The organism is Rhodoferax sp. BLA1 (genome assembly GCF_013416775.1).
GTDB lineage: Bacteria > Pseudomonadota > Gammaproteobacteria > Burkholderiales > Burkholderiaceae_C > Rhodoferax.
In genome coordinates this window covers 18,724-40,904 of record NZ_SZVI01000003.1, presented here as the reverse complement: position 1 = coordinate 40,904, position 22,181 = coordinate 18,724, and the positions used below count along the sequence as shown (strand labels likewise).

Genomic DNA, 22,181 nt, shown 5'->3' with positions numbered 1-22,181 from the left:
AGTAAAACTATTTTTTAATCAACCTTTTTGGTTCTTCACTTGTTCACGCATTTGCTCTATTTCGGATTGGAGTGCCGCTTGTGCCTCAACGATATGCCCAGTCATTGTCAAGAGGACATCCTCTGAATCTGTCAGTAGCTCCCGCACTCGCTTTTCTCCATGGCGTGCGATTACCAAGCCTTCAACAAGTGTTTGAATCGCCTGGCGTTCAGTGAAGGTAAGGAGTGCAGTCAAGCTAGCGAGCCTAAAACGATTGATACGCTTGTCCTCATCTTCCAGCCCATTAAACAACTGCTCATTACTTGGTGCGTAAGGGGTTTCCGTTCCCCACAAAAGCATGTTGGGTGAGATTTTCAATGCCTGGCATAGCTCCCGAAGTTCCCGTGCGCCGGGAAGCGTACGACCGGTCTCGTACCCTTTGATCGCTGATAGTGAAACTCCGCTTTTCTCGGAGAGCTGTGACTGAGTCAGACCAGTCAAGCTTCGTGCCTTGATCAATTCAGCACCGAATGACACGGTTTCGGGTAATGGTGGTAGGTGAGGGTTTGACACGCTAAATATCTACTGCAAATATGAACACCCCTAGGATACACGTCATCAGGTTGATCATCAACGCGTGACTTTTGCGTAACTTGAAAAATCGCTCAGAGGCATTTTTCTGCAAATCAAAATGGATGGGCGTCCGTAAGTCATTGATTTGTAATAAGACGGTTCAAATTCAGCAGGCTACGAACCAAGGGGTCGTGGGTTCAATTCCTGCCAGCCGCACCAAACGACAAGCCCTAGAACAGAGATGTTCTGGGGCTTTTTCGTTTTTGAGCTCAATGGAGCGGCCTAACGTTACATGCCGGGTGATGTGTCACCCGGACAAACGATGTCACTGGTCATTTTCTCAATGGGAGCCACGGAGTTTTTCTACTCGCGTGTCAGGCGAATCGGCTTATGCAGCGATGGGGGATGTGTTTTTAGAGCGCTGAACTTTCAGAACCGCAGCGGTACGGCGCAAATGTTTGAACACGGTTTCAAGCTGGCTCAAATCACGGACAGCAATGACAAACCTCAGCTCCATCACCCCATGGGACGACTCATTGGTCATGTCCACCTGTGTGATGTCTGCTTCGCCGGCTGCCAGCGCGCTGGCGACACGGGCCAACACGCCTTTGCCATTGGTGACGGTGACCACAATTCCCGTCTCGAAGGTCCGCATGGGTTCATCGGACCATTCCACACTGATAAAACGTTCGCTGTCTTTGTGGTGAAGTTTTTTGGCTACTAGGCAGTCGCCTGTGTGGATCGTCAACCCCTCACCACGACCCAGGTAACCCACAATGCTGTCGCCAGGAATCGGGCGGCAACAGTGGGCAAAACGCACCGAAGTGCTTTCGCTGCCATCAATGGAAACACTACCTTGGGATATGTTCTCGCCGGCCACAAAACGCTCCCTGGTCAGCAGCAGGGCATCGGGCTTTTCACCGCTGTCAGCGAGCAACATGGCCAGACGTTTTGCGACGATGCTGGCGATGCGTTTGCCCAGGCCAATGTCTGTCATCAGTTCGGCTTGGGTTCTGTTACCACTGAAACGCAACAACTTGTCCCATACAGCAGCTTTGAGGCCAGAGTTGTCGGGCAAATTCTCGATGCCTTCTGCACGCAAGGCCTGGATCAGCATTTTTTCGCCGAGGCTCTCTGACTCGGTCTGGGCCAAGGTCTTGAGGTGTTGGCGTATCTTGGAACGTGCGCGCGCTGTCCTGACAAATCCTAGCCAGGCAGGGTTGGGCGTGGCTTCGGGTGAGGTGATGACCTCAATCACGTCGCCGTTCTTGACTTCGGTGCGCAAGGTCACGGGTTCGTTGTTGATTTTGGCCGACAGGGTGTGGTCACCCACATTGCTGTGGATGGCGTAGGCAAAGTCGACCACGGTGGCACCGCGCGGCATGGCCATGATCTGGCTTTTGGGTGTGAACACGTAAACCGCATCTGGAAACAGGTCAACCTTGACATGTTCCCAGAACTCTGTGGCATCGCGGTTTTCGTCCTGGATGTCCAGTAGAGATTGCAGCCATTTGGACCCCATGCGGTCGTTCTGACTGACGTCGTCGTGGGCGGCTTCCTTGTACAGCCAATGCGCCGCTACACCGGTTTCTGCCACCAAGTGCATCGCTTCGGTGCGCAGTTGAAACTCAACGTTGATGCCAGACGGACCCACCAGCGTGGTGTGCAACGACTGGTAACCGTTGATTTTGCTGATGGCAATGTGGTCTTTGAACTTGCCCGGAACCGGCTTGTAGAGCTGATGCAGCAAACCCAAAGCGGTGTAGCAGTCAACCAGATGCGGGACGATGATGCGAAAACCGTAGATGTCGGTGACCTGGGCAAAGCTGAGGTTTTTTTCCTCCATCTTTTTGTAGATGGAGAAGATGGTTTTTTCGCGCCCGGCAATCCGCACCGGCATGTCGTGTTGTGCGAAGGTGTTGTCCAGGTCGGCATGCACCTTTTGAATCAGGTCACGGCGGCGGCCGCGCGCTTTGGCCACTGCTTTGGTCAAAACGCTGTGTCGCCAGGGGTTCAGGTACTTGAAGGACAGGTCCTGCAATTCGCGGTAGGTCTGGTTTAACCCGAGGCGGTAGGCGATGGGGGCGTAAATGTCTAGCGTTTCTGAGGCAATGCGCCCCCACTTTTCGCGTGGCGCATCTGACAGGGTGCGCATGTTGTGGGTGCGGTCAGCCAGCTTGATCAGGATGACGCGCACATCACGTGCCATGGCCAGCAGCATTTTTCGAAACGACTCGGCCTGGTTCTCTTCGCGGGTGTTGAAGTGCAGTTTTTCCAGCTTGGTCAAACCATCGACCAGTTCCGCCACCGAGGTGCCAAAACGTTCAATCAGGTCCGACTTGGCGATGCCACAGTCTTCCATGGCATCGTGCAACAGGGCCGCCATCAAGGCCTGGGCGTCCAGCTTCCACTCGGCACATTGGGCCGCCACGGCGATGGGGTGGGTGATGTAGGGCTCTCCGCTGTTGCGCAGTTGGCCCAGATGGGCTTCGTCGGCAAAGCGGTAGGCTTGTCGCACGCTGGCCAGATCGGCCGGGCTCAGATAGTCCAGTTTGTTGGTGAGGCTCGCCAGACTGGCTGCAGCCGCATTCATGCCCGCCGAGCTAAGCGCCTTGGGGGCGGATTTGGGTTGGGTGGGGTTGACAACGGAAACTGGTTGGACGGGGGTGCGCATCCCTGAAATATAGCCTGCGTGCAAGCATATGGCACAAATGAAACAAAAAAGCACCGCAGAGCGGTGCTTGATATGTCAGCGTGTGCGTGAATTCAGAGCGGCACTTTTTTCAACATCTCGATGCCAACCTTGCCTGCTGCAATTTCGCGCAGGGCGGTCACACCCGGTTTGTTTTTGCTCTCGACTTTGGCGGTGTGGCCTTGGCTCAGCATGCGGGCACGGTAGGACGCAGCCAACACCAGCTGAAAGCGATTGGGAATCTGCACCAGGCAGTCTTCAACAGTGATACGGGCCATGACTTCTCCAAAACCAGGTGGGCGCACTAAGAAATATGCAGTGCTTTGAATGTTTCAGCCCTGGCACGGCGCTGTGCCAGGTACTTGAGTCGTTGAGCGTGGACGATGGATTTGAGATCAAACACGGCCCGGTCAAACAACTCGTTGATTATAACGAAGTCAAACTGGTTGACCTGCGCCATCTCCAAAGCCGCGTTCTGCAGCCGGACTTCAATCACGGCAGGGGTGTCTTCACCACGCCGCTCCAGCCGCGAGCGCAACTCATCCCAGCTGGGTGGCAGGATAAAGATGGTGACGGCGTTGGCAAACACCTTCTTGATCTGCAGCGCACCTTGAAAGTCAATCTCCAGAATCACATCGGCGCCTTGGCTCATGCGTTCTTCAATGGCTTTTTTGGAGGTGCCGTAGCGGTGGTTGTGGACATGTGCCCACTCGACAAAGGTGTCGGCCTGCACCATGGCATCAAACTCGGTGTCTGGCACAAAAAAATACTCACGCCCATGTTTTTCCTGCCCGCGGGGTGCGCGGGTGGTGTGTGACACCGAAGGTTGTACATGGGAATCGAGTTCCAGCAAGGCCTTGACCAAGCTGGATTTGCCAGCCCCGCTGGGGGCGGCGACAACAAAGAGGTTTCCGGGGTAATCCATAGGCGCTTATTCTATGTTTTGCACCTGCTCGCGCATTTGCTCGATCAGCACCTTCATATCCACCGAAATGTGGGTCAGTTCCAGCGCGGCCGACTTGGAACCCAGTGTGTTGGCCTCGCGGTGTAATTCCTGGATCAGGAAGTCCAGCCGTTTGCCGATATCGCCACCTTTTTTGACCAGGCGCTCCAGCTCGTCCAGATGAGAGGCCAGTCGGGTCAGCTCCTCGGCCACGTCGATGCGGATGGCAAACGCGGTGGCTTCGGTCAGCGCCCGGTCCTGGGCCATCTCGGATTTGGCCTGGCCGTCGGTGAGTTCCATCGCCTGCGCCCAGCGGTCCAGAAAACGTTGGCGTTGTTGTGTCACCAGCAGCGGGATCAGCGGCTCGGCCTGGGCGGCCAGCGCACGCAGTTGTTGGATGCGGTCAAACAACATGGCTGCCAGCCGGGTGCCTTCACGTTTGCGCGCGGCCATGAGTGCGTCGAGCACCTCGTCTGCCAGTTGCAGTGTCTCGGCCTGCCAGTCCTTGCCGGGCTGGGATTCGTCTCCTGCCAGCCGGATGACTTCGGCCACGCTGAGTGGCTGCGCCGACGGCAGCCAGGCTTTGACATGGTCCTGAATGGCGTTGAGGCGTTGCAGCAGCCGGGTCGACGGCTCGGTGACCACACTGGTGCTGGTGCTCTCGATGGACGCCCGCAGCTCCACCTTGCCGCGTTTGAGCTTGGCATTGAGCTTCTCGCGCAGGGCGGGTTCGCAGGCGCGCAACTCTTCGGGCAGGCGGAAAGACAGGTCGAGAAAGCGGCTGTTGACCGCCCGGATTTCGATGCCCAATCGGCTGGTGGCGCTGCTTTTGCCATCGCCCTCGGCGCTCTCTTTGGCCGGGTTATGCTGGGCACTGGCGTAACCGGTCATGCTGTAAACTGACATTGCGGTTCTCTTCAAAAAATGTGCTTTTGAGAATAACCCGGTTCTTGCCCCGCTTGCGGTTTCCTGATTAAAAAATGATGTCCAAGGTCAAACCCTCCCCACTGCCCCCCGGAACCTTCATTGGTGGTTATCAGGTCGTTCGCAAGGTGGCAGCGGGTGGTTTTGGTGTGGTTTATCTGGCCACCGACAACGACGGTCAGCAGGTGGCCATCAAAGAATACTTGCCAGCCTCGCTCACCACGCGTGACCCGGGTGATCTGGCGCCGCAGGTGGCGCCCGAAAAGCTGTCGCTGTACCGCCTGGGGCTCAAGAGTTTTTTCGAAGAAGGCCGCTCGCTGGCCCAGATCTCCCACCCGTCGGTGGTGAGCGTGATGAATTTTTTCCGGGAAAACGACACGGTTTACATGGTGATGAACTACCTGGAGGGCGCTAGCCTGCAGGACTTCATCCTCACTGCGCGTGATCTGAAGCAGCCCAAGGTGTTCCGTGAGTCCACCATCCGCTCGCTGTTCGAGGAGATCTTGCGCGGCCTGCGCATCGTGCACCAGCACAAGATGCTGCATCTGGACATCAAACCGGCCAACATCTTCATCACCGACGACAACAAGGCGGTGTTGATCGACTTTGGTGCGGCGCGTGAGGTGCTCAGCAAAGAGGGCAACTTCATCCGCCCGATGTACACGCCCGGTTTTGCCGCGCCCGAGATGTACCGGCGCGACAGCACCATGGGCCCGTGGACCGACATCTACGCCATCGGCGCCTGCATGTTCGCCTGTATGCAGGGTTATCCGCCCAACGAGGCGCCGCAGCGCGTCAACACCGACCCGATGGCCGCCGCCTGGAAACGTTTGCAGGGCGTGTATTCCGACAACCTGATTGAGGTGGTGCAATGGTGTATGGCGCTGGACCCGCTGACCCGGCCGCAGTCGGTTTTTGCCTTGCAAAAAGAGCTCAACAGTCCCGGTGAGCGGCGCTACACCCGCCTGAGTGTGGGTGAGAAGGTGCGCCTGCAGTTTGACAACATGGTGACCGGCACCAAAAAGACCGTGCTCAAGGCCACCGAGCCGAGCAAAAAATCCAAATGAAATTCTCTGTCTTCCAGGTCAGCCGCAAAGGTGGGCGCGACAAGAACGAAGACCGCATGGGTTATTGCTACACCAGCAGCGCCGCCATTTTTATGCTGGCCGACGGCATGGGTGGGCATCCTGAGGGGGAGGTGGCGGCGCAGCTGGCGATCCAGGCCATTGCCGCCTTGTTCCAGAAAGAAGCCAAGCCCGAACTCGCTGACGTGAACCGTTTTCTGGACGACGCGGTGCGCTCGGCGCACCGGCACATCCTGCGTTACGCCATGGACCATGCCATGCTGGATGCACCACGCAGCACGATTGTGGTGGCGGTGATCCAGAACGGCGCCTTGACCTGGACCCACTGTGGCGACTCCCGGCTCTACCTGCTGCGTCGGGGTGAGCTGCTGACACGCACGCGCGACCACTCGTTGCTGGAGCAAGACCTGATCAAACCCGCCACGCTGCGGACCGACGCCGCTGCCAACCGCCATGTGTTGTTCACCTGCCTGGGTTCACCCACCAAACCGCTGTTTGCGGTGGAGGGACCGGTGAACCTGCAGTTGGGCGACCGCATCATGTTGTGCTCAGACGGCCTGTGGTCTGCGGTGCCCGAGCCCACCCTGGTGTCCGAGCTGCTGCACAAACCGGTCGATGTGGCGGTGCCCGACCTGGTGGAACAAGCGCTGCGGCTGGCTGGCCCCACGTCCGACAATGTGACCTGTCTGGCGCTGGCCTGGGAAACCCCTGACGAGCTGCCGTCCACCCGGGGCTCGATCACCACCGACTCGATTCTGGATGGTGTGTTTGCTTCGACCGTGCAGGCCGGTTGGTTGGATCCGGCCACCGACGATCTGGATGACGAGGCGATTGAGCGCTCGATTGCCGAGATCAACGCGGCGATTCGCCGCTCGGCCCTGAAAAAAGCCTGATTTTTTGTTTCACAAGGTTCTGCCATGACTGACTTTTCACGTTCAGGCGCGCGCGCCGTCGACGCCCTGCGCCCGGTGACCATCACCCGCCACTACACCATGCATGCTGAGGGCTCGGTGTTGATTGCCTTTGGCAACACCCAGGTGTTGTGCACCGCCTCGGTCGAGGAAAAAGTGCCGGGCCACAAGAAAGGCAGCGGCGAAGGCTGGGTGACCGCCGAATACGGCATGTTGCCGCGCGCTACCCACACCCGCAGCGACCGCGAGGCCGCCCGTGGCAAACAGTCAGGTCGCACGCAAGAGATCCAGCGCCTGATTGGCCGCGCCTTGCGCAGCGTGTTTGATCTCAAGCTCTTGGGCGAGCGCACCATCCACCTCGATTGCGACGTGATCCAGGCCGACGGGGGTACCCGCACGGCGGCTATCACCGGTGCGTTTGTCGCCGCGCAGGACGCTGTGCACTGGCTCGTGGAACAGGGCAAGATCACGCAGTCACCGATCCTTAACCCAGTGGCGGCCATTTCGGTCGGCATTGTGCAGGGCACACCGCTGCTGGATCTGGAGTATGTGGAAGACTCGGCCTGCGACACCGACATGAATGTGGTGATGACTGGCGCTGGCCACTATGTGGAAGTGCAGGGCACCGCCGAGGGCGCCGCCTTCACCCGTGCCGAGATGGACGCGTTGTTGGCGCTGGCCGACAAAGGCATTCGTGAGCTGATCCAGTTGCAAATCGCTTCTTATTAATTTGATAGCTGTAAGCCCTTTATTTATAAGGGCTAGATACCAATTTTTATATGAAAATTGTTTTGGCATCCAACAACCCCGGCAAGCTGGCTGAATTGCAGGCCATGTTTGCGCCGCTTGGGTTCGAGCTCATCACCCAGGGCAGCTTGGGTATCCCCGAGGCTCCCGAGCCGTATCACACCTTTATTGAGAACGCGCTGACCAAGGCACGCCACGCGGCTGCGCACAGCGGCCTGCCCGCCGTGGCGGATGACGCCGGTTTGTGTGTGGATGCTTTTGGCGGTCTGCCCGGCGTGCAGACTGCCTATTACGCGACCCAGTTTGGTTACCCCAAGAGTGACGACAACAATGTGCGCGCGTTGCTGGAGCAGATGGCGGGTATAGAGAATCGCCGTGCTGCCATGGTCAGCACCCTGGTGGCGGTGCGCAGCCCCGAAGACCCGGAACCGCTGGTGGCGGTGGGCCGTGTCGTGGGCGAGATTGCGCGCGAGCGGCTGGGCTCCAACGGTTTTGGCTTTGACCCGGTGATGTTTATCCCCGCGTTTGGCCAGACCTTTGCCCAGTTGCCCACCGAGGTGAAAAACGCCCACAGCCATCGCGGCCGCTCTGCCGCCGCGATGGTGGCGCTGATGCGTGAGCGCTGGTTGTGAGTGGTGCGGACGCGACGAGCTTTGTTTGGTAGTCCAGGGGCACGAGGCACCAGACTGCCACTGTTGGCCTACTTCGTTGGTGCAACCCGCGAGTCGGAGCCTTTGGGCGGCTTCCTCATACTGGGGTACCAGAAATCGTCAGCCGCCCAAAGTCCCCGCCTCGCTGGACGCTCACCAAGTCAAGCGCTTGGCTACTCAGCAAACAAGGCTATGAAGTCATCACCCATCCTGCATTCTGCTTTTGGACTTCCAATGCTGGCGTTCCGACAGAATCGCGTGGCAGTTGCAGGGGTCGACCGCCGATTTCTGGTACCCCAGTATGAGGCGGGCGCCCCCTGCGGCTGCCGCGCGGGGCTTACCACAGCTCAAGTAACACAGACCAAGTACAACAACCTCAAGCACCACAAGCGCATCCTGACCGTGCCCTGAAACATATCCACTGAACAGATGATCCCCATCCATTCCGAGCCAGGCAGCCCCGAGCAGCCGGTGCAGCCGCACGACATCCAGCACTACATGCGCCCGGGCACGCTGCAACTGGGCAGCTTGCCGCCGCTCTCGCTGTATGTGCACCTGCCCTGGTGCCTCAAGAAGTGCCCGTACTGCGACTTCAATTCGCACGAACAGCGTGCAGCTGACCTGCCCGAGCAGGATTACCTCAACGCGCTGATGGCCGATCTGGAGGCCGCGCTGCCGCTGATTTGGGGCCGCAGTGTGCAAACCGTTTTTATTGGTGGCGGTACCCCCAGCCTGTTTTCACCGCAAGCGATTGACCAGTTGATTGCGGGCATTCGTGCCCGCCTCAGACTCGCGGCAGACGCCGAGATCACCTTGGAGGCCAATCCTGGCACCTTTGAGAAAGACCGCTTCAAAGCCTTCCGCGCCGCCGGTGTCACCCGCCTGTCGGTCGGGGTGCAGAGTTTCAACGACAGCTACCTCTCCATCCTGGGCCGTGTGCACAATCGGGCTCAGGCCCTTGCTGCGCTTGAGGAAGCTGCTCTTAACTTTGATACCTTCAACCTGGACCTGATGTACGCCTTGCCGGGTCAGACGCTCGATGATTTGCGCACCGATGTGGCCACCGCGCTGTCGTTTGCGCCGCCACATCTGTCGATCTACCACCTGACGATCGAGCCCAACACCTTTTTTGCCAAACACCCGCCCGCCGCCGTGGACGACGATCTGGCGGCCGACATGCTGGACTTGATCTCCGAGCTGACCGGCCCGGCTGGCCTGCAGCGTTACGAGGTGTCGGCCTACGCCCGGCCTGGCCACCGTTGTGCCCACAACCTGAACTACTGGCAGTTTGGTGACTACCTGGGTATTGGCGCCGGTGCCCACAGCAAGCTCAGTTTTGCCCACCGCGTGCTGCGCCAAGTGCGCCTGCGTGACCCGGCGCGTTACATGGCGCAAGCGCTTGCGGGCAGCGCCATCGCTCAGGAGAACGAGGTCAAACGTGCTGAGTTGCCGTTTGAGTTCATGCTCAACGCGCTGCGCCTGGCTGACGGTTTTGCGCTGCCTCTATTTGCCGAGCGCACCGGCTTGCCCCTCAACGCGATCACCGCTGCCTTACAGGAAGCCCAAGCGCGGGGCCTGATGGACAGCGACCTGGCCCACGCCCGGCCCACGACCCGTGGTTTTGACTTTTTGAACGACCTGCAGGCGCTGTTTTTGCCCAAAACCTGAGGCGCTGTCTGGCCGTCGGTCAAGTCAGGGCGTTATAGCGTCGATAACAGACACAATGGCCGCTGGGCCACAGCCTTGGGCGGGGTCAGTCGCAGGGCAGCAGTTTTGGAGAAGCACACACCATGTTTTCGGTCTACGGCATGCAAGGGCGTTTGTTTCGCGGCAGTCTGGAGCAGTTGCGCCAGGTGGGCGGTGTGGGTGCGCTCACGCGCAGCCGCAGCCTGCTGCCGACCGAGCAAGAGGGGCGGGATCGGCTGGCCGAGTCATCGGGCGCGTTTGTCGAGTCGGCGGCTAACAAAGCCGAGGGTCGCAACGCCGGTTGGGAGGACAGCCGCCGCGCTGCACTGTCGGCCTACACCGAGACCCGCGACGGCAGCACCACGCGCCAGCTCTTGACCCGGGTCAGTGACCTGATGAGTCAGAGCATCATCATCCTCAAAGACAGCGCCACGGTCTTGCAAGCTTGGCAGATATTGAGTGAAAAAGGTGTTGGCCAGGCGCCGGTGGTGGATGCCAACAACCACCTGGTGGGGCTGCTGACCCGGGCTGATTTGCTCAACCCCGAACGCCTGCCCTCACCCGACAGCCACGCGCTGGCCTGGCGGGCGCTGATGCTGCAAAACGTCAAGGACATCATGGTCACACCGGTGCCCAGTGTGGCTCCTGACTCGGACATCCGCCGGGTGGCGCGGGTGCTGCTCGATACCGGTTTGCCAGGCCTGCCGGTGGTGGACGAGCAGGGGCTGGTGGCGGGTTTTATCTCGCGCTCGGACATCCTGCGTGCGGTGGTGACCGACCCGCCGCTGGACTTGTGGGGCTGATTCTCCCCCGGTTATTGCATGCCAAAACAGGGCTTAGCCCTTGTCACACCTGCGTCACTAGCTATGACATTTGAGAGTGGTTGGCAGCGCCTGGCCAGACACCAGTCGTAGTCTGGCGTGAACTCGGAGCGTGTCAGCAGCAGCTCGGGCACCGTGGTTGTTGTGGGTGTGTAGATGTACCAGCCGTTTTGTAGCACCGCATCGGGCGGTGGCTCCATGCCGGCGCCAGAGCCTTTGATCCGCGCCTGTAATGCCCGCAGCACCGGTGGCTGGTCGGGTGCACTGCCGGGGAGAACCGCGTAATCTTCTTCCCAGCGCTGCTTTTCAATCGAGTGGGTCCAGGCCAGGGTGAAACGCTCTGTGGCCACAAACACCGGCGGGGCTTGGCCACTACTGCTGGCGAGTGTGAAGCAGATCCCCAGAACCCAAGCCGCCATGTTGCCGCCCGCGTGCCTGATGACCGACTCAGGCCGGGGACGTCCTGGCGCTGCGGCTGCGCCACACATGCCATGCCACAAAAACCGCCACCGCGCCAAAGCCGATTTCATCAGTGAGCGGCAGCGCCACCACCAGAAAGCTGGCCGCCACCACGGCATAAACGCGCTCAAACCAGTTCAGCCGGGTGATCAGGAAACCAATCGCACCGGCGCCCCACATGCCAATGGCCACCAGTGCCTTGAACACCACATACGCTGTGTCGGCCCAGTCGCCACTTTGCAACATCAGCGCCGGGCTGTAGACCGCCATGAATGGCACGATGAAACCCGCTACGGCGATGCGCACCGCTTGGATGCTGATCTTCAGGCCACTGGTATGCGCAATCGGTGCTGCCGCAAACGCCGCCAGTGCCACCGGGGGCGTCAGGTCAGCCATGATGCCAAAGTAAAACACAAACATGTGTGATACCAGCAGCGGCACCCCCAGCTTGAGCAGCACCGGCGCGGCCAGTGAACTGGTGATGATGTAGTTGGGAATCGTCGGGATGCCCATGCCCAGCACCAGGCAGATCAGCATGGTGAGAAACAGCGCCAGAAACAGGCTGCTCTCACCCACACTGATGATGCGCCCGCCCAGCTCGGCGGCCACACCGGTCAGGTTGATCATGCTGATGATCACCCCCACCAGCGCGCAGGCCACCGCCACCGGCAGCGCGTGGCGGGCACCGTCCACCATGGCCTGTAACGCCACTTTGCGGGTGTCGGCGCCAACCTGCCGGATGTAGCTGATGGCCACCAACACCGCCACCACCCCAAAAAAAGTGCCCACACCAAACTGGAAAAAGCCCGCGCAGGCCAGCCCCAGCAGCACCCAGAACAGAGCGCGCAGCGCCCGCCCGTGTACACCGGTCATCACCGCCGCACCAAAGATCAGCACCACAGTGAGTGCCAGGCCCACGGTGCCGGAAAACAGCGGTGTGTAGCCGGAAAACAGCAGCAGCACCAACCCGATCAGTGGCAGCAGCAAATACCAGCGGATGCGCAACGCCGCCCAGGGGTCGGGGCATTCGCTTTTGGGCAGGCCCAGCAGGCCCTTGCGGCCCGCCTCCAGATGCACCATCCAGAACGCGGTGGCAAAGTACAACATGGCCGGGATCAGTGCCGCCTGCACGATGGCCACATACGGCACATCGATGGTTTCGGCCATGATGAAGGCCACCGCCCCCATCACTGGCGGCATGATCTGCCCACCCATGCTGGCGGTGGCCTCCACCCCACCCGCAAAGGCCGGGCTGTAGCCAAAACGTTTCATCAGCGGAATGGTGAACTGCCCGGTGGTAACCACATTGGCGACACCAGAGCCGTTGATGGTGCCCATCAGTCCGCTGGAGATCACGCTCACCTTGGCCGGGCCACCACGGGTGTGGCCCACGGTGCCCATGGCAAAGTCGGTGAACAGGGTGATCATGCCGGCCTGTTCCAGAAACGCGCCAAACAGGATGAACAAAAAGATGTAACTCGACGACACATAGGTGGGTGTGCCGTAGATGCCTTCGGTGCCAAACCCCAGGGCGCCCACAATCTGGTCCAGCCCGAAGCCACGGTGTGCCAGGGCGCCGGGCAGATGTTCACCGAACAGGCCGTAGAGCAAAAAAATGCCGCAGATGATCGGCAAGCCCCAGCCCATGACACGCCGTGCTGCCTCAAACACCAGGGCCACCGTCACCACACCCACCACCCAGTCGGCGGGAATCAGCTCACCGGCGCGCTGGGTCAGGTCGGCCTCATACCACCAGTGGTACAGGCTGAACACAAAACCAGTGCCGCCCAGAACCCAGCCCAGCACCTTGCCCAAGCCGCCCAGTCGCGCATGGTCTTCCCATGGCGGGTACAGGGTGAAGATCAGCAGCAGCACAAAGCCCACATGCACCGTGCGCACCACCTGGCTGGTGAGTGGGCTGAAAGCCGCTGTGATGAGCTGGAAGCTGGAGAAGGCCAGTGCTATCCAGAAAATAGCTGTTGGCCCTTGTTTATCTGCGGCTGGAGTTGAATTTGTCATATAAAGCAATGAAGCCTCAAGCGGCCTGAACCCGGCGCTGGGCTGATGTGACCCTCAAAGACAAAGGCATGCTGACCAGAGGATCCACTTGCAGAGCAGCCCGCGCGCGCGGGCATGCAGAGCCCGCTCAAACCTCATTTCAACAAGCCAACTTCGCGGTAATACTTCTCGGCACCCGGGTGCAGCGGAATGGGCATGCCTTTGGCCGCGTTCTCAGGTTTGATGGCCTTGGCCGCGTTGTGGGCCGCGTACAGGGTGTCCAGGTTGTCGTAGAGGCTCTTGGTCATCTGGTAGGCCAGCTCATTTGACACACCGGCGTGGGTGACCAAAAAGTTGGGGATGGCGGCGGTCGCCACATCGGTGGTCTGGCCGGTGTAGGTGTTGGCGGGAATGAGAGCAGGCTGGTAGGCCGCATCACCCACCTTGGTGACCACCTCGGCGGGCACCGGGATCACCGTGATCTTGATCGACGTGGCCAGGTCACGGATGGAGGCGACCCCCAGGCCGGCGGACTGCAGGGTGGCATCGAGCTGGCGGTTTTTCATCAGCTCGACCGATTCACCAAAAGGCAGGTACTCCACCTTGCCCAGGTCGGCATAACTCAGGCCAGCCGCTTTGAGAATCGCGCGGGCGTTGAGCTCGGTGCCCGATTTGGCAGCCCCTACCGAGATGCGTTTGCCTTTGAGGTCAGCCAGCGTCTTGATGCCGGAGTCGGCATTGGCCACGATCTGGATGTAATTGTTGTAGGTGGCCGACAAGCCACGCAGTTTGTCGAGCTTGGTTTTGAAGCCGGCCTCTTCGTCGCCTTTCCAGGCGTCAGAGACCGAGTCGCCCAGGCTGAAGCCTAGTTCACCGCGACCTGCCTGCAGCAAATTCAGGTTTTCTGCCGAGGCCTTGGTGACCTGCGCGGTGGCGCGGGCATTGGGGATGGCTTTGGCGTAGATCTGCGACAGTGCCACGCCCAACGGGTAATACACGCCACTCTGGCCACCGGTGAGCACGTTGACAAACTGCTGCTGCGCCAGCGCGTGGTTGGAGGCAGCGGCCATCAGGCCAACGAGCAGGCACAGGGTTTTCAAGAATCGCATGGACAGTTCTCCTGAAAGGCAAAACGGCCATTATTTGGCAGGGCTGGGCACGGTCCTGCTAGTGTTTTCCCCCGGGTCGGGGTGCTGGCTGTTTTAAGCTGTTGTGGCCGGTGTCGAGCTTTTTTCAGCAGCGCGCAAGGTCAGCCCGCCGGCCTGGCGTTTGGGTTCACCCAATGCTGCGCGCGTGATCTTGGTGTTGTAGTGTGTGCGCAACTGTTGCACCATGTGGCTCAGTTCGGCGGCATTCTTGATCTTGTCGGCATACCGGTGCATCACCAGATAAGCGGTTTCAATCAGTTTGCCACTGAGTGTTTCCTGGCCATGGCGGATCAGTTCAATCACCGCCGCCTGCGGGTCACCACGCATGCTCATGGTCATTGCGGTTTCGGTCAGTTTGAGGATGCTGGTGTGGGCTGTGCGCACCAGTTCCGCATAGGGCGGGTAAATTGCCGCCGAACCCGCCAACAGCTCGGCCAGGGCGCGCGTGCCAGCAAAACGTTTGCCCACCGTGTCCACCACCTGTTCCACCTCGTCGAGCTGGATCGTTTTGTTGGCCAACTGGGCCAGCAAGGCCAGCAGGTTGGCGGCCGACTCAAAATCGAAATCAGGTGACTTGATGCGTTGGCATTGGCTGCGGATCGACGTCACAGCCTGTACAAATTGCCCCTGATCAATCAGATGCAGCGCCTCCACAATGCCGCTCAGTCGCTCCTGGCGCGCGTTGCCAGGGCGGCGCTTGATGAGGCGGGCAAAGTCATCACGGCAGCGTTGCAGGCCTTTGCGGTTACCCGACTCAAAACGCACCAGCGCCAGCAGCACCAGGGTCTGGCAGTCAAACATCTTGGAGTACAAACCGATGCGGGTGGTGCGGTCCAGCATGGCTTCGGCGCCTTGGCGGTCGCCACAGTAGTAACTCATCAAGCCCAGGTTTTGCAGCCGGGTGATGGAGGCCGGTGTCATGTCGCTGGCCAGTTTGTAGGTGCTCAGCGCCGCGTCAAATTTGCCTTGCTCGAACTGGGCACGCCCCATCACATCGTAAGCGTCGGTGTAGTTGGGTTCTTCGCTGATCAGGTTGTCCAGCACGCTGGTGGCGCGGGTCACCTGGCCTTCGTCCATGAGCGCACGCGCCACGCCGAGTCTGGCCCAAGGCAATGTCTTGGCGGCCACCACCGCCTGGTAGAGTTTTTGTGCCTGCGCGTATTTGCCCAGGCGCAGCATCAGCTCGGCGCCGACACGTGCCGCGTATAACCAGAACAAGCCTTTGCTCTCAAATCGCTGTTGGCACAAGCTGGCTGCGGTTTCGAAGTCCTCTGCCTCAATGGCGCTGAAGATGTCCTGCAGCGATGTTTTGCGAAAACGCGCCTGGTGCAGTCGTTCGGCGAGCTGGTTGGCCTTGTGCGGTTTGAGCAGGTAGCCATCCAGTGCTGACTCAGCCGCCTCAGCGACCTTGGCGTAGGTGGCTTCACCGGTGACCATGATGAACACCGTTGCAAACGGCAGCAGCTGGTTGCGCCGCAAATCGTCGAGCAGGTCTTGCCCGGTCATGGTCTCGTTCTCAAAATGTAATTCGCACAAGACCACGTCAAAGTTGCGAAATTCGAGCTGACGCCGGGCGTCTTGCAGGCGGGCGACCTGCACCACGCGGCCCATGCCAAAGTCACGCAGCTGTGACACCAGCATCGAGCGTGAGGTGGGGTTGGCGTCGATCACCAGCGCGGTGCTGGTGGACAGGTCGTCCTCAGGCAGGATCACCGAGGGGTCCTGATGGGGGACAAGTCCCGTGTTGGATGCTCACCTTGCTGCCTCCTTGTGGTGCTTTTTCAAAATCATAGCACCCGGCCAGCCGTAGGTCAGCGCTGGCGCGGTCTCAGCTGGTGACGAGCAGGCCGCGCACCTCGATAAACCGCACCACCTCATCGAGCCCGGCCAGGGTTTTGAGGTTGGTCATCACAAAAGGTTTGAGCCCCTTGGGCGTGCTGCGCATGCGGGTGGTGTCTGCTGCCATCACCTCCAGGTTGGCACCCACGTGCGGCGCCAGGTCGGTCTTGTTGATGACAAACAGATCACTTTTGGTGATGCCGGGGCCACCTTTGCGAGGGATTTTTTCACCGGCGGCGACGTCGATCACGTAGATCGTCAGGTCCGACAACTCGGGGCTGAAAGTGGCGGCCAGGTTGTCGCCACCGCTCTCGACAAACACGATGTCTGCATTGGGGAAGTCCACCAGCATGCGGTCGATGGCCTCCAGGTTGATCGAGCAGTCTTCACGGATGGCGGTGTGCGGGCAGCCGCCGGTCTCGACACCCAAAATGCGCTCGGCAGGCAGGGCGCCGCTCACGGTCAGCAGGCGTTGGTCTTCCTTGGTGTAGATGTCGTTGGTGATGGCCACCAGGTCGTACTTCTCGCGCATGGCTTTGCACAGCATCTCGAGCAGCGTGGTTTTGCCGGAGCCGACCGGCCCGCCGATGCCGACGCGCAAAGGCGGTAATTTTTTGGTGCGGTTGGGGACGTGGTGCAGGGGTGTAGTCATGGCTATTTGCTATTTATAGTAGAGCTATCAGCCCTTATTGAATAAGGGCTAGGAGCGGAAAATCCTTGAATATTGCGACTCGTGCTGGGCGCTCAGGATCGCCAGCATGGGGGAAAAAGCCTGGCGGTTCTCATCATCCAGAGCCAGCGCCAGATCCACCGCCGCAGGGATGTTCGCTGCCAGGGCCGAGAGGATGCGCTGGCCAGAACTCTGACCCAGCGGCACCGCCTTGATCGCGGCCTGCATCATGTTCTCGGCCCAGCCAAAGCTGTTGGCCAGCAGACAGTCGCGCAGCGGTGCGCCGGTGGCACTTGCGGCCAGCGCAAAGGCCAGCGGGTAGGTCGGTTGCAGGTTCGCGAGCAGGGCGATCTGCTCGGCTTGCGCGGTGGTGTGGTTGCGTAACCACTCCAGCAGGCTGCGGCCCATTTGCTCACTTTGTGCGCGTAATTCGCTGCTTTCGCGGGTTTGCAAGACCCAGGCATTGAGCTGCGCGATGCGGGTGTGGTCTTGTTGTTGCCAAGCGGGAATGGCGTGGGCGATCACCGCCAGGTCGGCACGCGCCAGGCTGGTGTGGAGCTGCTCCACCAGCCAGTCCGATGCTTCTGTTTCGCTAGTGACCAGCCCAGCATCCACGGCGGCTTCCAGGCATTCTGAATACGAGAATCCGCCAATAGGCAAGGCCGGTGAGGCCAGCCACATCAGCTGCATCAGGCTGCTGTCGTGCATGCGTGATGTGCTCGCTGGCGCTCAGTGGTGGTGGCCGCAACCGGGGCCGTGCACGTGGGGCTTGGGCGCCTCGGGGCTGGCCGGTGGTGTGTGCACATGGTCATGGCTGTGATCGTGGTCGTGTTCATGCCCGTGGTGGTGGCCACCAAAATGGCCGCCGGTGGCGTAGGCGCCGTTTTCGGGCTCAAACGGCTCGGTCACTTCGGTCACGATCAGGTGCATGGCGCGCAACATGTTGGTCAACACATGGTCGGGCTCGATCTTGAGGTGATCGGGCTTGAGCTCAATCGGCACATGCCGGTTGCCCAGGTGGTAGGCGGCGCGGATCAGATCGAACGGCGTGCCGTGGTCGGGGCAAGTGGTGATCTTCAGCACAGTTTGTGCCGCCGCCCAGACCTTGATCAACGAACCGTCATGCGCCACCAGCACGTCACCACCGCGCGCGACCGTGCCGCGTGGCAAAAAGATACCAAGTTGGCGGCCAGTGGAGTCGGTCGCGTCAAAACGGCTTTTCTGACGGACATCCCAGTCCAGCTCGACGGTACTGGCACGTTTGAGCAACGCTGCTGCCAGACCGGCGCCTTGGGGAATGAGTTTGGAGACGTGAAGCATGGTGAGGACGCAAAAGGGGGAGAAGAGGCGAATCGTACCGCTGGATCGGCGTGGGAGCCATCAGCACAGCGCGGGTTCGTCGGCTGTTAATGCCTTGGTCATGAACAGACTGTACGGGTCCAGCACATAGTCGGCAAATGGCCCACATTCCACAAAACCTTCGCTGGCATAGAGCTTCTGGGCCGCCACAAAGGGCGCCGGGGTGCCGGTTTCCAGGCTGATGCGCTGGAAACCCTTGGCCTGTGCTGCAGCGAGGATGTGCCGCAACATGGCGCGCGCCACGCCCTTGCGCAGATGGCTGCGGGCGGTGCGCATGGATTTGAGTTCGGCATGGTCCGGGCTCAGTTGCTTGAGGGCGCCGCAGCCCATCAGTTCATCACCGTCCCAGGCGGTCCAGAAGGTGATGTCGGGGTGGCGCAGGGCGTTCAGGTCAAGCGCGTGCACACTCTCGGGCGGGGAGCTTGAGTGCATGTCGTCCAGATGCTCTTGCAGCAGGGCCTGGATGGCTTCGCCCTGCAAATCGTCGATACGAATGTCCATGCGGCTCAAAACAGGAAGTATCGTTGTGCCATAGGCAGGCTCACCGCAGGTTCGCAGGTCAGCAGTTGGCCGTCAGCACGCACGCTGTAGGTCTGGGCGTCGATCTCCATGGTGGGCAGGTAATGGTTGTGCACCATGTGCTGTTTGCGCACACCGCGGATGTTTTTCACCGCACTCAAGGTTTTTTGCAGGCCAAAACGTTCCTTAATACCGGCATTCAAACCCGCCTGCGAGACAAAGGTGAGGGAGCCACGCGCCAGCGCGCCGCCAAACGCCCCAAACATCGGGCGGTAATGCACCGGCTGCGGTGTCGGGATGCTGGCGTTGGGGTCACCCATGGCGGCCATCGCGATGAAACCGCCTTTGAGGATCAGCGCCGGTTTGACACCAAAAAATGCCGGTTTCCAGACCACCAGATCAGCCCATTTGCCGACCTCGATGCTGCCCACCTCGTGGCTGATGCCGTGGGCAATCGCCGGGTTGATGGTGGTTTTGGCAATGTAGCGTTTGGCGCGGAAGTTGTCGTTGCGCTGGTTGTGTTCCACCAGCGCGGCCTCGGACTGGATCGCGCCCAGCACCAGCGGGGGTGCCAGCCAGCCACGCTGCTGTTTCATCTTGCTGGCGGTTTGCCAGGTGCGGATGATGACCTCACCGACACGGCCCATGGCCTGGCTGTCGCTGCTCATCATGGAAATCGCGCCCAGGTCATGCAACACGTCTTCGGCGGCGATGGTTTCCTTGCGGATGCGGCTCTCGGCAAAGGCCAGGTCTTCGGCAATCCCGGCGTCCAGATGGTGACAGACCATCAGCATGTCCACATGCTCATCGAGCGTGTTGACGGTGTAGGGCATGGTCGGGTTGGTCGAGCTGGGCAAAAAGTTGGCCTCACCCACCACGCGCAGGATGTCGGGCGCATGGCCACCACCGGCACCTTCGGTGTGGAAGGCGCACAGGCCACGGCCTTTGGTGGCGGCGATGGTGTTCTCGACAAAGCCCGATTCGTTGAGGGTATCGGAGTGGATCGCCACCTGGGTGTCGGTGGCGTCGGCCACGTCCAAGCAGTTGCTGATGGCCGCGGGTGTGGTGCCCCAGTCTTCGTGCAATTTGAGGCCAATCACACCGGCGTTGATCTGCTCGTGCAGCGCGGCGGGCAGGCTGGCGTTGCCCTTGCCCAGGAAACCCAGGTTCATCGGGAAGGCGTCGGCCGCCTGCAGCATGCGCTCGATGTTCCATGGCCCCGGCGTGCAGGTGGTGGCAAAGGTGCCGGTGGCAGGTCCCGTGCCGCCACCCATCATGGTGGTGACACCGCTGGCCAACGCCTCTTCGATCTGCTGCGGGCAGATGAAGTGGATGTGGCTGTCGATGCCACCCGCAGTGACGATGTTGCCCTCGCAGCTGATGACCTCGGTGCCCGGGCCGATGATGATGTCCACGCCGGGCTGCACGTCGGGGTTGCCCGCCTTGCCGATGGCGACGATGCGCCCACCTTTGAGGCCAATGTCGGCTTTGACAATACCCCAGTGGTCCAGGATCAGCGCATTGGTCATCACGGTGTCCACCGCGCCCTCAGACCGCATCTTTTGCGATTGCGCCATGCCGTCGCGGATGGTTTTGCCACCGCCAAATTTCACCTCTTCACCGTAGCTTCCTGCGGCCAGGGTGTAGTCCTGCTCGACCTCGATGATCAGGCCGGTGTCAGCCAGGCGAACCCGATCCCCGGTGGTCGGACCAAAAATCTCGGCATAGGCGCGTCGTCCAATCGTGGCCATAGTTACTCTTTCAAAAATGCGTATGAAGATGGATTGGTGTGCTGATGTTTGCCTGCAGTTGGTGGGTGGCCGCGATGCTTGGGGGAGCGTGATTCCGTTCGTGTCCGCCGGCCTGCGGCCTCCTCCTTGACCTCACTGCATCACAACGCCCCCTGCGTCAACCCGCGAAAGCCGTAAACGATGCGCTCCCCCGCAAAATCCACCAGCTCCACCGTGCGCTGCTGGCCGGGCTCAAAGCGCACTGCCAGTCCTGATGCGATGTTGAGCCGCATGCCCTGGGCGGCCGCGCGGTCAAAGCTGAGCGCGCCGTTGGTCTCGGCAAAGTGGTAGTGCGAGCCAACCTGAATCGGCCGCTCAGAGGCGTTGGTCACCACCAGGGTCAAAGTGCGCCTGCCGGTGTTGAGGCTGTGTTCACCCTCGTCGGTGAAAAGTTCGCCGGGAATCATGTTTGCGTCCTCAGACTTGACTGAACAAAACCAGACCGGCGACGCTGAGTAATCCGCCCAAGCTGCCGAGCACGGTCGCGCTGCGATTGTTCAGCCAGCGGCGAATGCTCAGGCCGATGCTCACACCACCTAGGTGCAACATGGCCGTGGTCAGCAAGAAACCAGCGGCGTAACCCGCAAATCCGCTGGCCGGTGCTTCGGCGCCATGTGCCAAGCCATGCAACGAGGCGACTGCGGCAATCAGTCCCAAGCCCAAAGCCTTGGGCATGGGTGTGCTGGCCAGCACCAACATGGCGCCAAACAGCGTGACGGACAGCGCAATCGCGTGTTCCAGATAAGGCACGGTGAACCCGCTGGCCCCTAGCACTGCACTGAGCACCAGCGCCAGCAAAAAAGTGGCTGGGCCTTGCCAAGCTTTGTTGGTCGGCAGCGCACTGACCGACCAGACACCCACTGCCATCATGGCCAGCAGATGGTCAGCGCCAAACGGGTGAATCAGGCCTTCCATCAGGCTTTGTGTGCCATGACCGGTATGGGCGCTGGCCCCTGTAGACAGGGCGCAAGCAGCTGCAAAAAGCAGAGCGGACTTGGTGGATTGACGCATCAGAATTGCTCCAGTAAACCAAAAAGGGGTGTTCAGACGATTGGCTGGTGTACGGTGACCAGCTTGGTGCCGTCAGGAAAGGTGGCCTCGACCTGGATGTCCGGGATCATCTCGGCGATGCCGTCCATCACATCGGCGCGCGTCAGCACCGTGCGGCCTTCACTCATGAGCTGGGCCACGGTTTTGCCATCGCGTGCGCCCTCCATGACAGCGGCGCTGATCAGGGCCACCGCCTCAGGGTAGTTCAGCTTGAGGCCACGGGCCTTGCGCCGTTCGGCCAGCAGAGCAGCGGTGAACAGCAGAAGTTTGTCTTTTTCACGAGGGGTCAATTCCATTTCGTTTACTCATTGCTGGGGTCATTAGCTCGTGCGGCCGCT

23 protein-coding genes are annotated in these 22,181 nt (G+C 60.4%); 6 read left to right on the top strand and 17 right to left on the bottom strand.

All coding sequences use genetic code 11. From position 1 onward, the window contains the following. Positions 1–18: 18 nt before the first annotated feature. The 5 genes from FDG13_RS03725 to FDG13_RS03705 form a co-directional block, all read right to left on the bottom strand. The gene (locus FDG13_RS03725; RefSeq protein ID WP_180125476.1) at positions 19–516 is read right to left on the bottom strand and encodes a helix-turn-helix transcriptional regulator; all 498 of its coding nucleotides are present in this window, start codon (positions 514–516) and stop codon (positions 19–21) included. A 424-nt stretch (positions 517–940) separates the two neighbouring features. Then, positions 941–3,226, bottom strand: a complete 2,286-nt coding sequence (locus FDG13_RS03720; RefSeq protein WP_180125475.1) for a bifunctional (p)ppGpp synthetase/guanosine-3',5'-bis(diphosphate) 3'-pyrophosphohydrolase — start codon at positions 3,224–3,226, stop codon at positions 941–943. Between the two features lie 92 nt (positions 3,227–3,318). Next, positions 3,319–3,522, bottom strand: coding sequence for a DNA-directed RNA polymerase subunit omega (gene rpoZ / locus FDG13_RS03715; protein WP_180125474.1), 204 nt, complete (start codon positions 3,520–3,522; stop codon positions 3,319–3,321). Positions 3,523–3,548: 26 nt separating this feature from the next. Next, the gene (gene gmk / locus FDG13_RS03710) at positions 3,549–4,169 is read right to left on the bottom strand and encodes a guanylate kinase (protein ID WP_180125473.1); all 621 of its coding nucleotides are present in this window, start codon (positions 4,167–4,169) and stop codon (positions 3,549–3,551) included. A 6-nt stretch (positions 4,170–4,175) separates the two neighbouring features. Then, entirely contained in the window at positions 4,176–5,093 is a 918-nt protein-coding gene (locus FDG13_RS03705) for a YicC/YloC family endoribonuclease (protein ID WP_180125472.1), read from the bottom strand. A 77-nt stretch (positions 5,094–5,170) separates the two neighbouring features. On the opposite strand from FDG13_RS03705, the gene FDG13_RS03700 reads away from it, so the two are divergent. The 6 genes from FDG13_RS03700 (at position 5,171) to FDG13_RS03675 (ending at position 10,993) form a co-directional block, all read left to right on the top strand. Beyond that, complete coding sequence (locus FDG13_RS03700) at positions 5,171–6,178, top strand: serine/threonine-protein kinase (protein ID WP_180125471.1); 1,008 nt, start codon at positions 5,171–5,173, stop codon at positions 6,176–6,178. Further along, positions 6,175–7,089 (top strand): PP2C family serine/threonine-protein phosphatase, encoded by a 915-nt coding sequence (locus FDG13_RS03695; RefSeq protein ID WP_180125470.1) that lies wholly within the window; start codon positions 6,175–6,177, stop codon positions 7,087–7,089. The genes FDG13_RS03700 and FDG13_RS03695 overlap by 4 nt, the downstream gene beginning before the upstream one ends. A gap of 24 nt (positions 7,090–7,113) precedes the next feature. Next, complete coding sequence (gene rph / locus FDG13_RS03690; RefSeq protein ID WP_180125469.1) at positions 7,114–7,836, top strand: ribonuclease PH; 723 nt, start codon at positions 7,114–7,116, stop codon at positions 7,834–7,836. Between the two features lie 50 nt (positions 7,837–7,886). After that, positions 7,887–8,486 (top strand): RdgB/HAM1 family non-canonical purine NTP pyrophosphatase, encoded by a 600-nt coding sequence (gene rdgB / locus FDG13_RS03685; RefSeq protein WP_180125468.1) that lies wholly within the window; start codon positions 7,887–7,889, stop codon positions 8,484–8,486. A gap of 447 nt (positions 8,487–8,933) precedes the next feature. After that, a complete protein-coding gene (gene hemW / locus FDG13_RS03680) occupies positions 8,934–10,172 on the top strand; it encodes a radical SAM family heme chaperone HemW (RefSeq protein WP_180125467.1) in 1,239 nt (412 codons plus the stop codon). 122 nt (positions 10,173–10,294) lie between these two features. Further along, entirely contained in the window at positions 10,295–10,993 is a 699-nt protein-coding gene (locus FDG13_RS03675; RefSeq protein ID WP_180125466.1) for an HPP family protein, read from the top strand. Between the two features lie 11 nt (positions 10,994–11,004). Here the strand turns inward: FDG13_RS03675 and FDG13_RS03670 are convergent, their stop codons facing one another. From FDG13_RS03670 to FDG13_RS03615, 12 genes are all read right to left on the bottom strand, one after another. Then, positions 11,005–11,430 (bottom strand): DUF1850 domain-containing protein, encoded by a 426-nt coding sequence (locus FDG13_RS03670; RefSeq protein WP_180125465.1) that lies wholly within the window; start codon positions 11,428–11,430, stop codon positions 11,005–11,007. 28 nt (positions 11,431–11,458) lie between these two features. Beyond that, a complete protein-coding gene (locus FDG13_RS03665; RefSeq protein WP_180125464.1) occupies positions 11,459–13,489 on the bottom strand; it encodes a TRAP transporter permease in 2,031 nt (676 codons plus the stop codon). 134 nt (positions 13,490–13,623) lie between these two features. Continuing rightward, on the bottom strand, positions 13,624–14,577 hold the full coding sequence (locus FDG13_RS03660; RefSeq protein WP_180125463.1) for a TAXI family TRAP transporter solute-binding subunit: 954 nt from the start codon (positions 14,575–14,577) through the stop codon (positions 13,624–13,626). Between the two features lie 93 nt (positions 14,578–14,670). Further along, positions 14,671–16,329, bottom strand: a complete 1,659-nt coding sequence (locus FDG13_RS03655) for a response regulator (protein WP_180125462.1) — start codon at positions 16,327–16,329, stop codon at positions 14,671–14,673. A 115-nt stretch (positions 16,330–16,444) separates the two neighbouring features. Further along, complete coding sequence (gene ureG, locus FDG13_RS03650) at positions 16,445–17,107, bottom strand: urease accessory protein UreG (protein ID WP_180125461.1); 663 nt, start codon at positions 17,105–17,107, stop codon at positions 16,445–16,447. 48 nt (positions 17,108–17,155) lie between these two features. After that, a complete protein-coding gene (locus FDG13_RS03645) occupies positions 17,156–17,833 on the bottom strand; it encodes an urease accessory protein UreF (RefSeq protein ID WP_180125460.1) in 678 nt (225 codons plus the stop codon). Positions 17,834–17,854: 21 nt separating this feature from the next. Further along, positions 17,855–18,445, bottom strand: a complete 591-nt coding sequence (gene ureE, locus FDG13_RS03640) for an urease accessory protein UreE (RefSeq protein ID WP_180125459.1) — start codon at positions 18,443–18,445, stop codon at positions 17,855–17,857. A gap of 60 nt (positions 18,446–18,505) precedes the next feature. Further along, the gene (locus FDG13_RS03635) at positions 18,506–18,985 is read right to left on the bottom strand and encodes a GNAT family N-acetyltransferase (protein WP_180125458.1); all 480 of its coding nucleotides are present in this window, start codon (positions 18,983–18,985) and stop codon (positions 18,506–18,508) included. 5 nt (positions 18,986–18,990) lie between these two features. After that, entirely contained in the window at positions 18,991–20,754 is a 1,764-nt protein-coding gene (gene ureC, locus FDG13_RS03630) for an urease subunit alpha (RefSeq protein ID WP_180125457.1), read from the bottom strand. Positions 20,755–20,894: 140 nt separating this feature from the next. Beyond that, on the bottom strand, positions 20,895–21,200 hold the full coding sequence (locus FDG13_RS03625) for an urease subunit beta (RefSeq protein ID WP_180125456.1): 306 nt from the start codon (positions 21,198–21,200) through the stop codon (positions 20,895–20,897). A gap of 10 nt (positions 21,201–21,210) precedes the next feature. Then, positions 21,211–21,804, bottom strand: a complete 594-nt coding sequence (locus tag FDG13_RS03620; RefSeq protein WP_180125455.1) for a HupE/UreJ family protein — start codon at positions 21,802–21,804, stop codon at positions 21,211–21,213. Positions 21,805–21,836: 32 nt separating this feature from the next. Then, entirely contained in the window at positions 21,837–22,139 is a 303-nt protein-coding gene (locus tag FDG13_RS03615; RefSeq protein ID WP_078366433.1) for an urease subunit gamma, read from the bottom strand. Between the last annotated feature and the right edge of the window lie 42 nt (positions 22,140–22,181).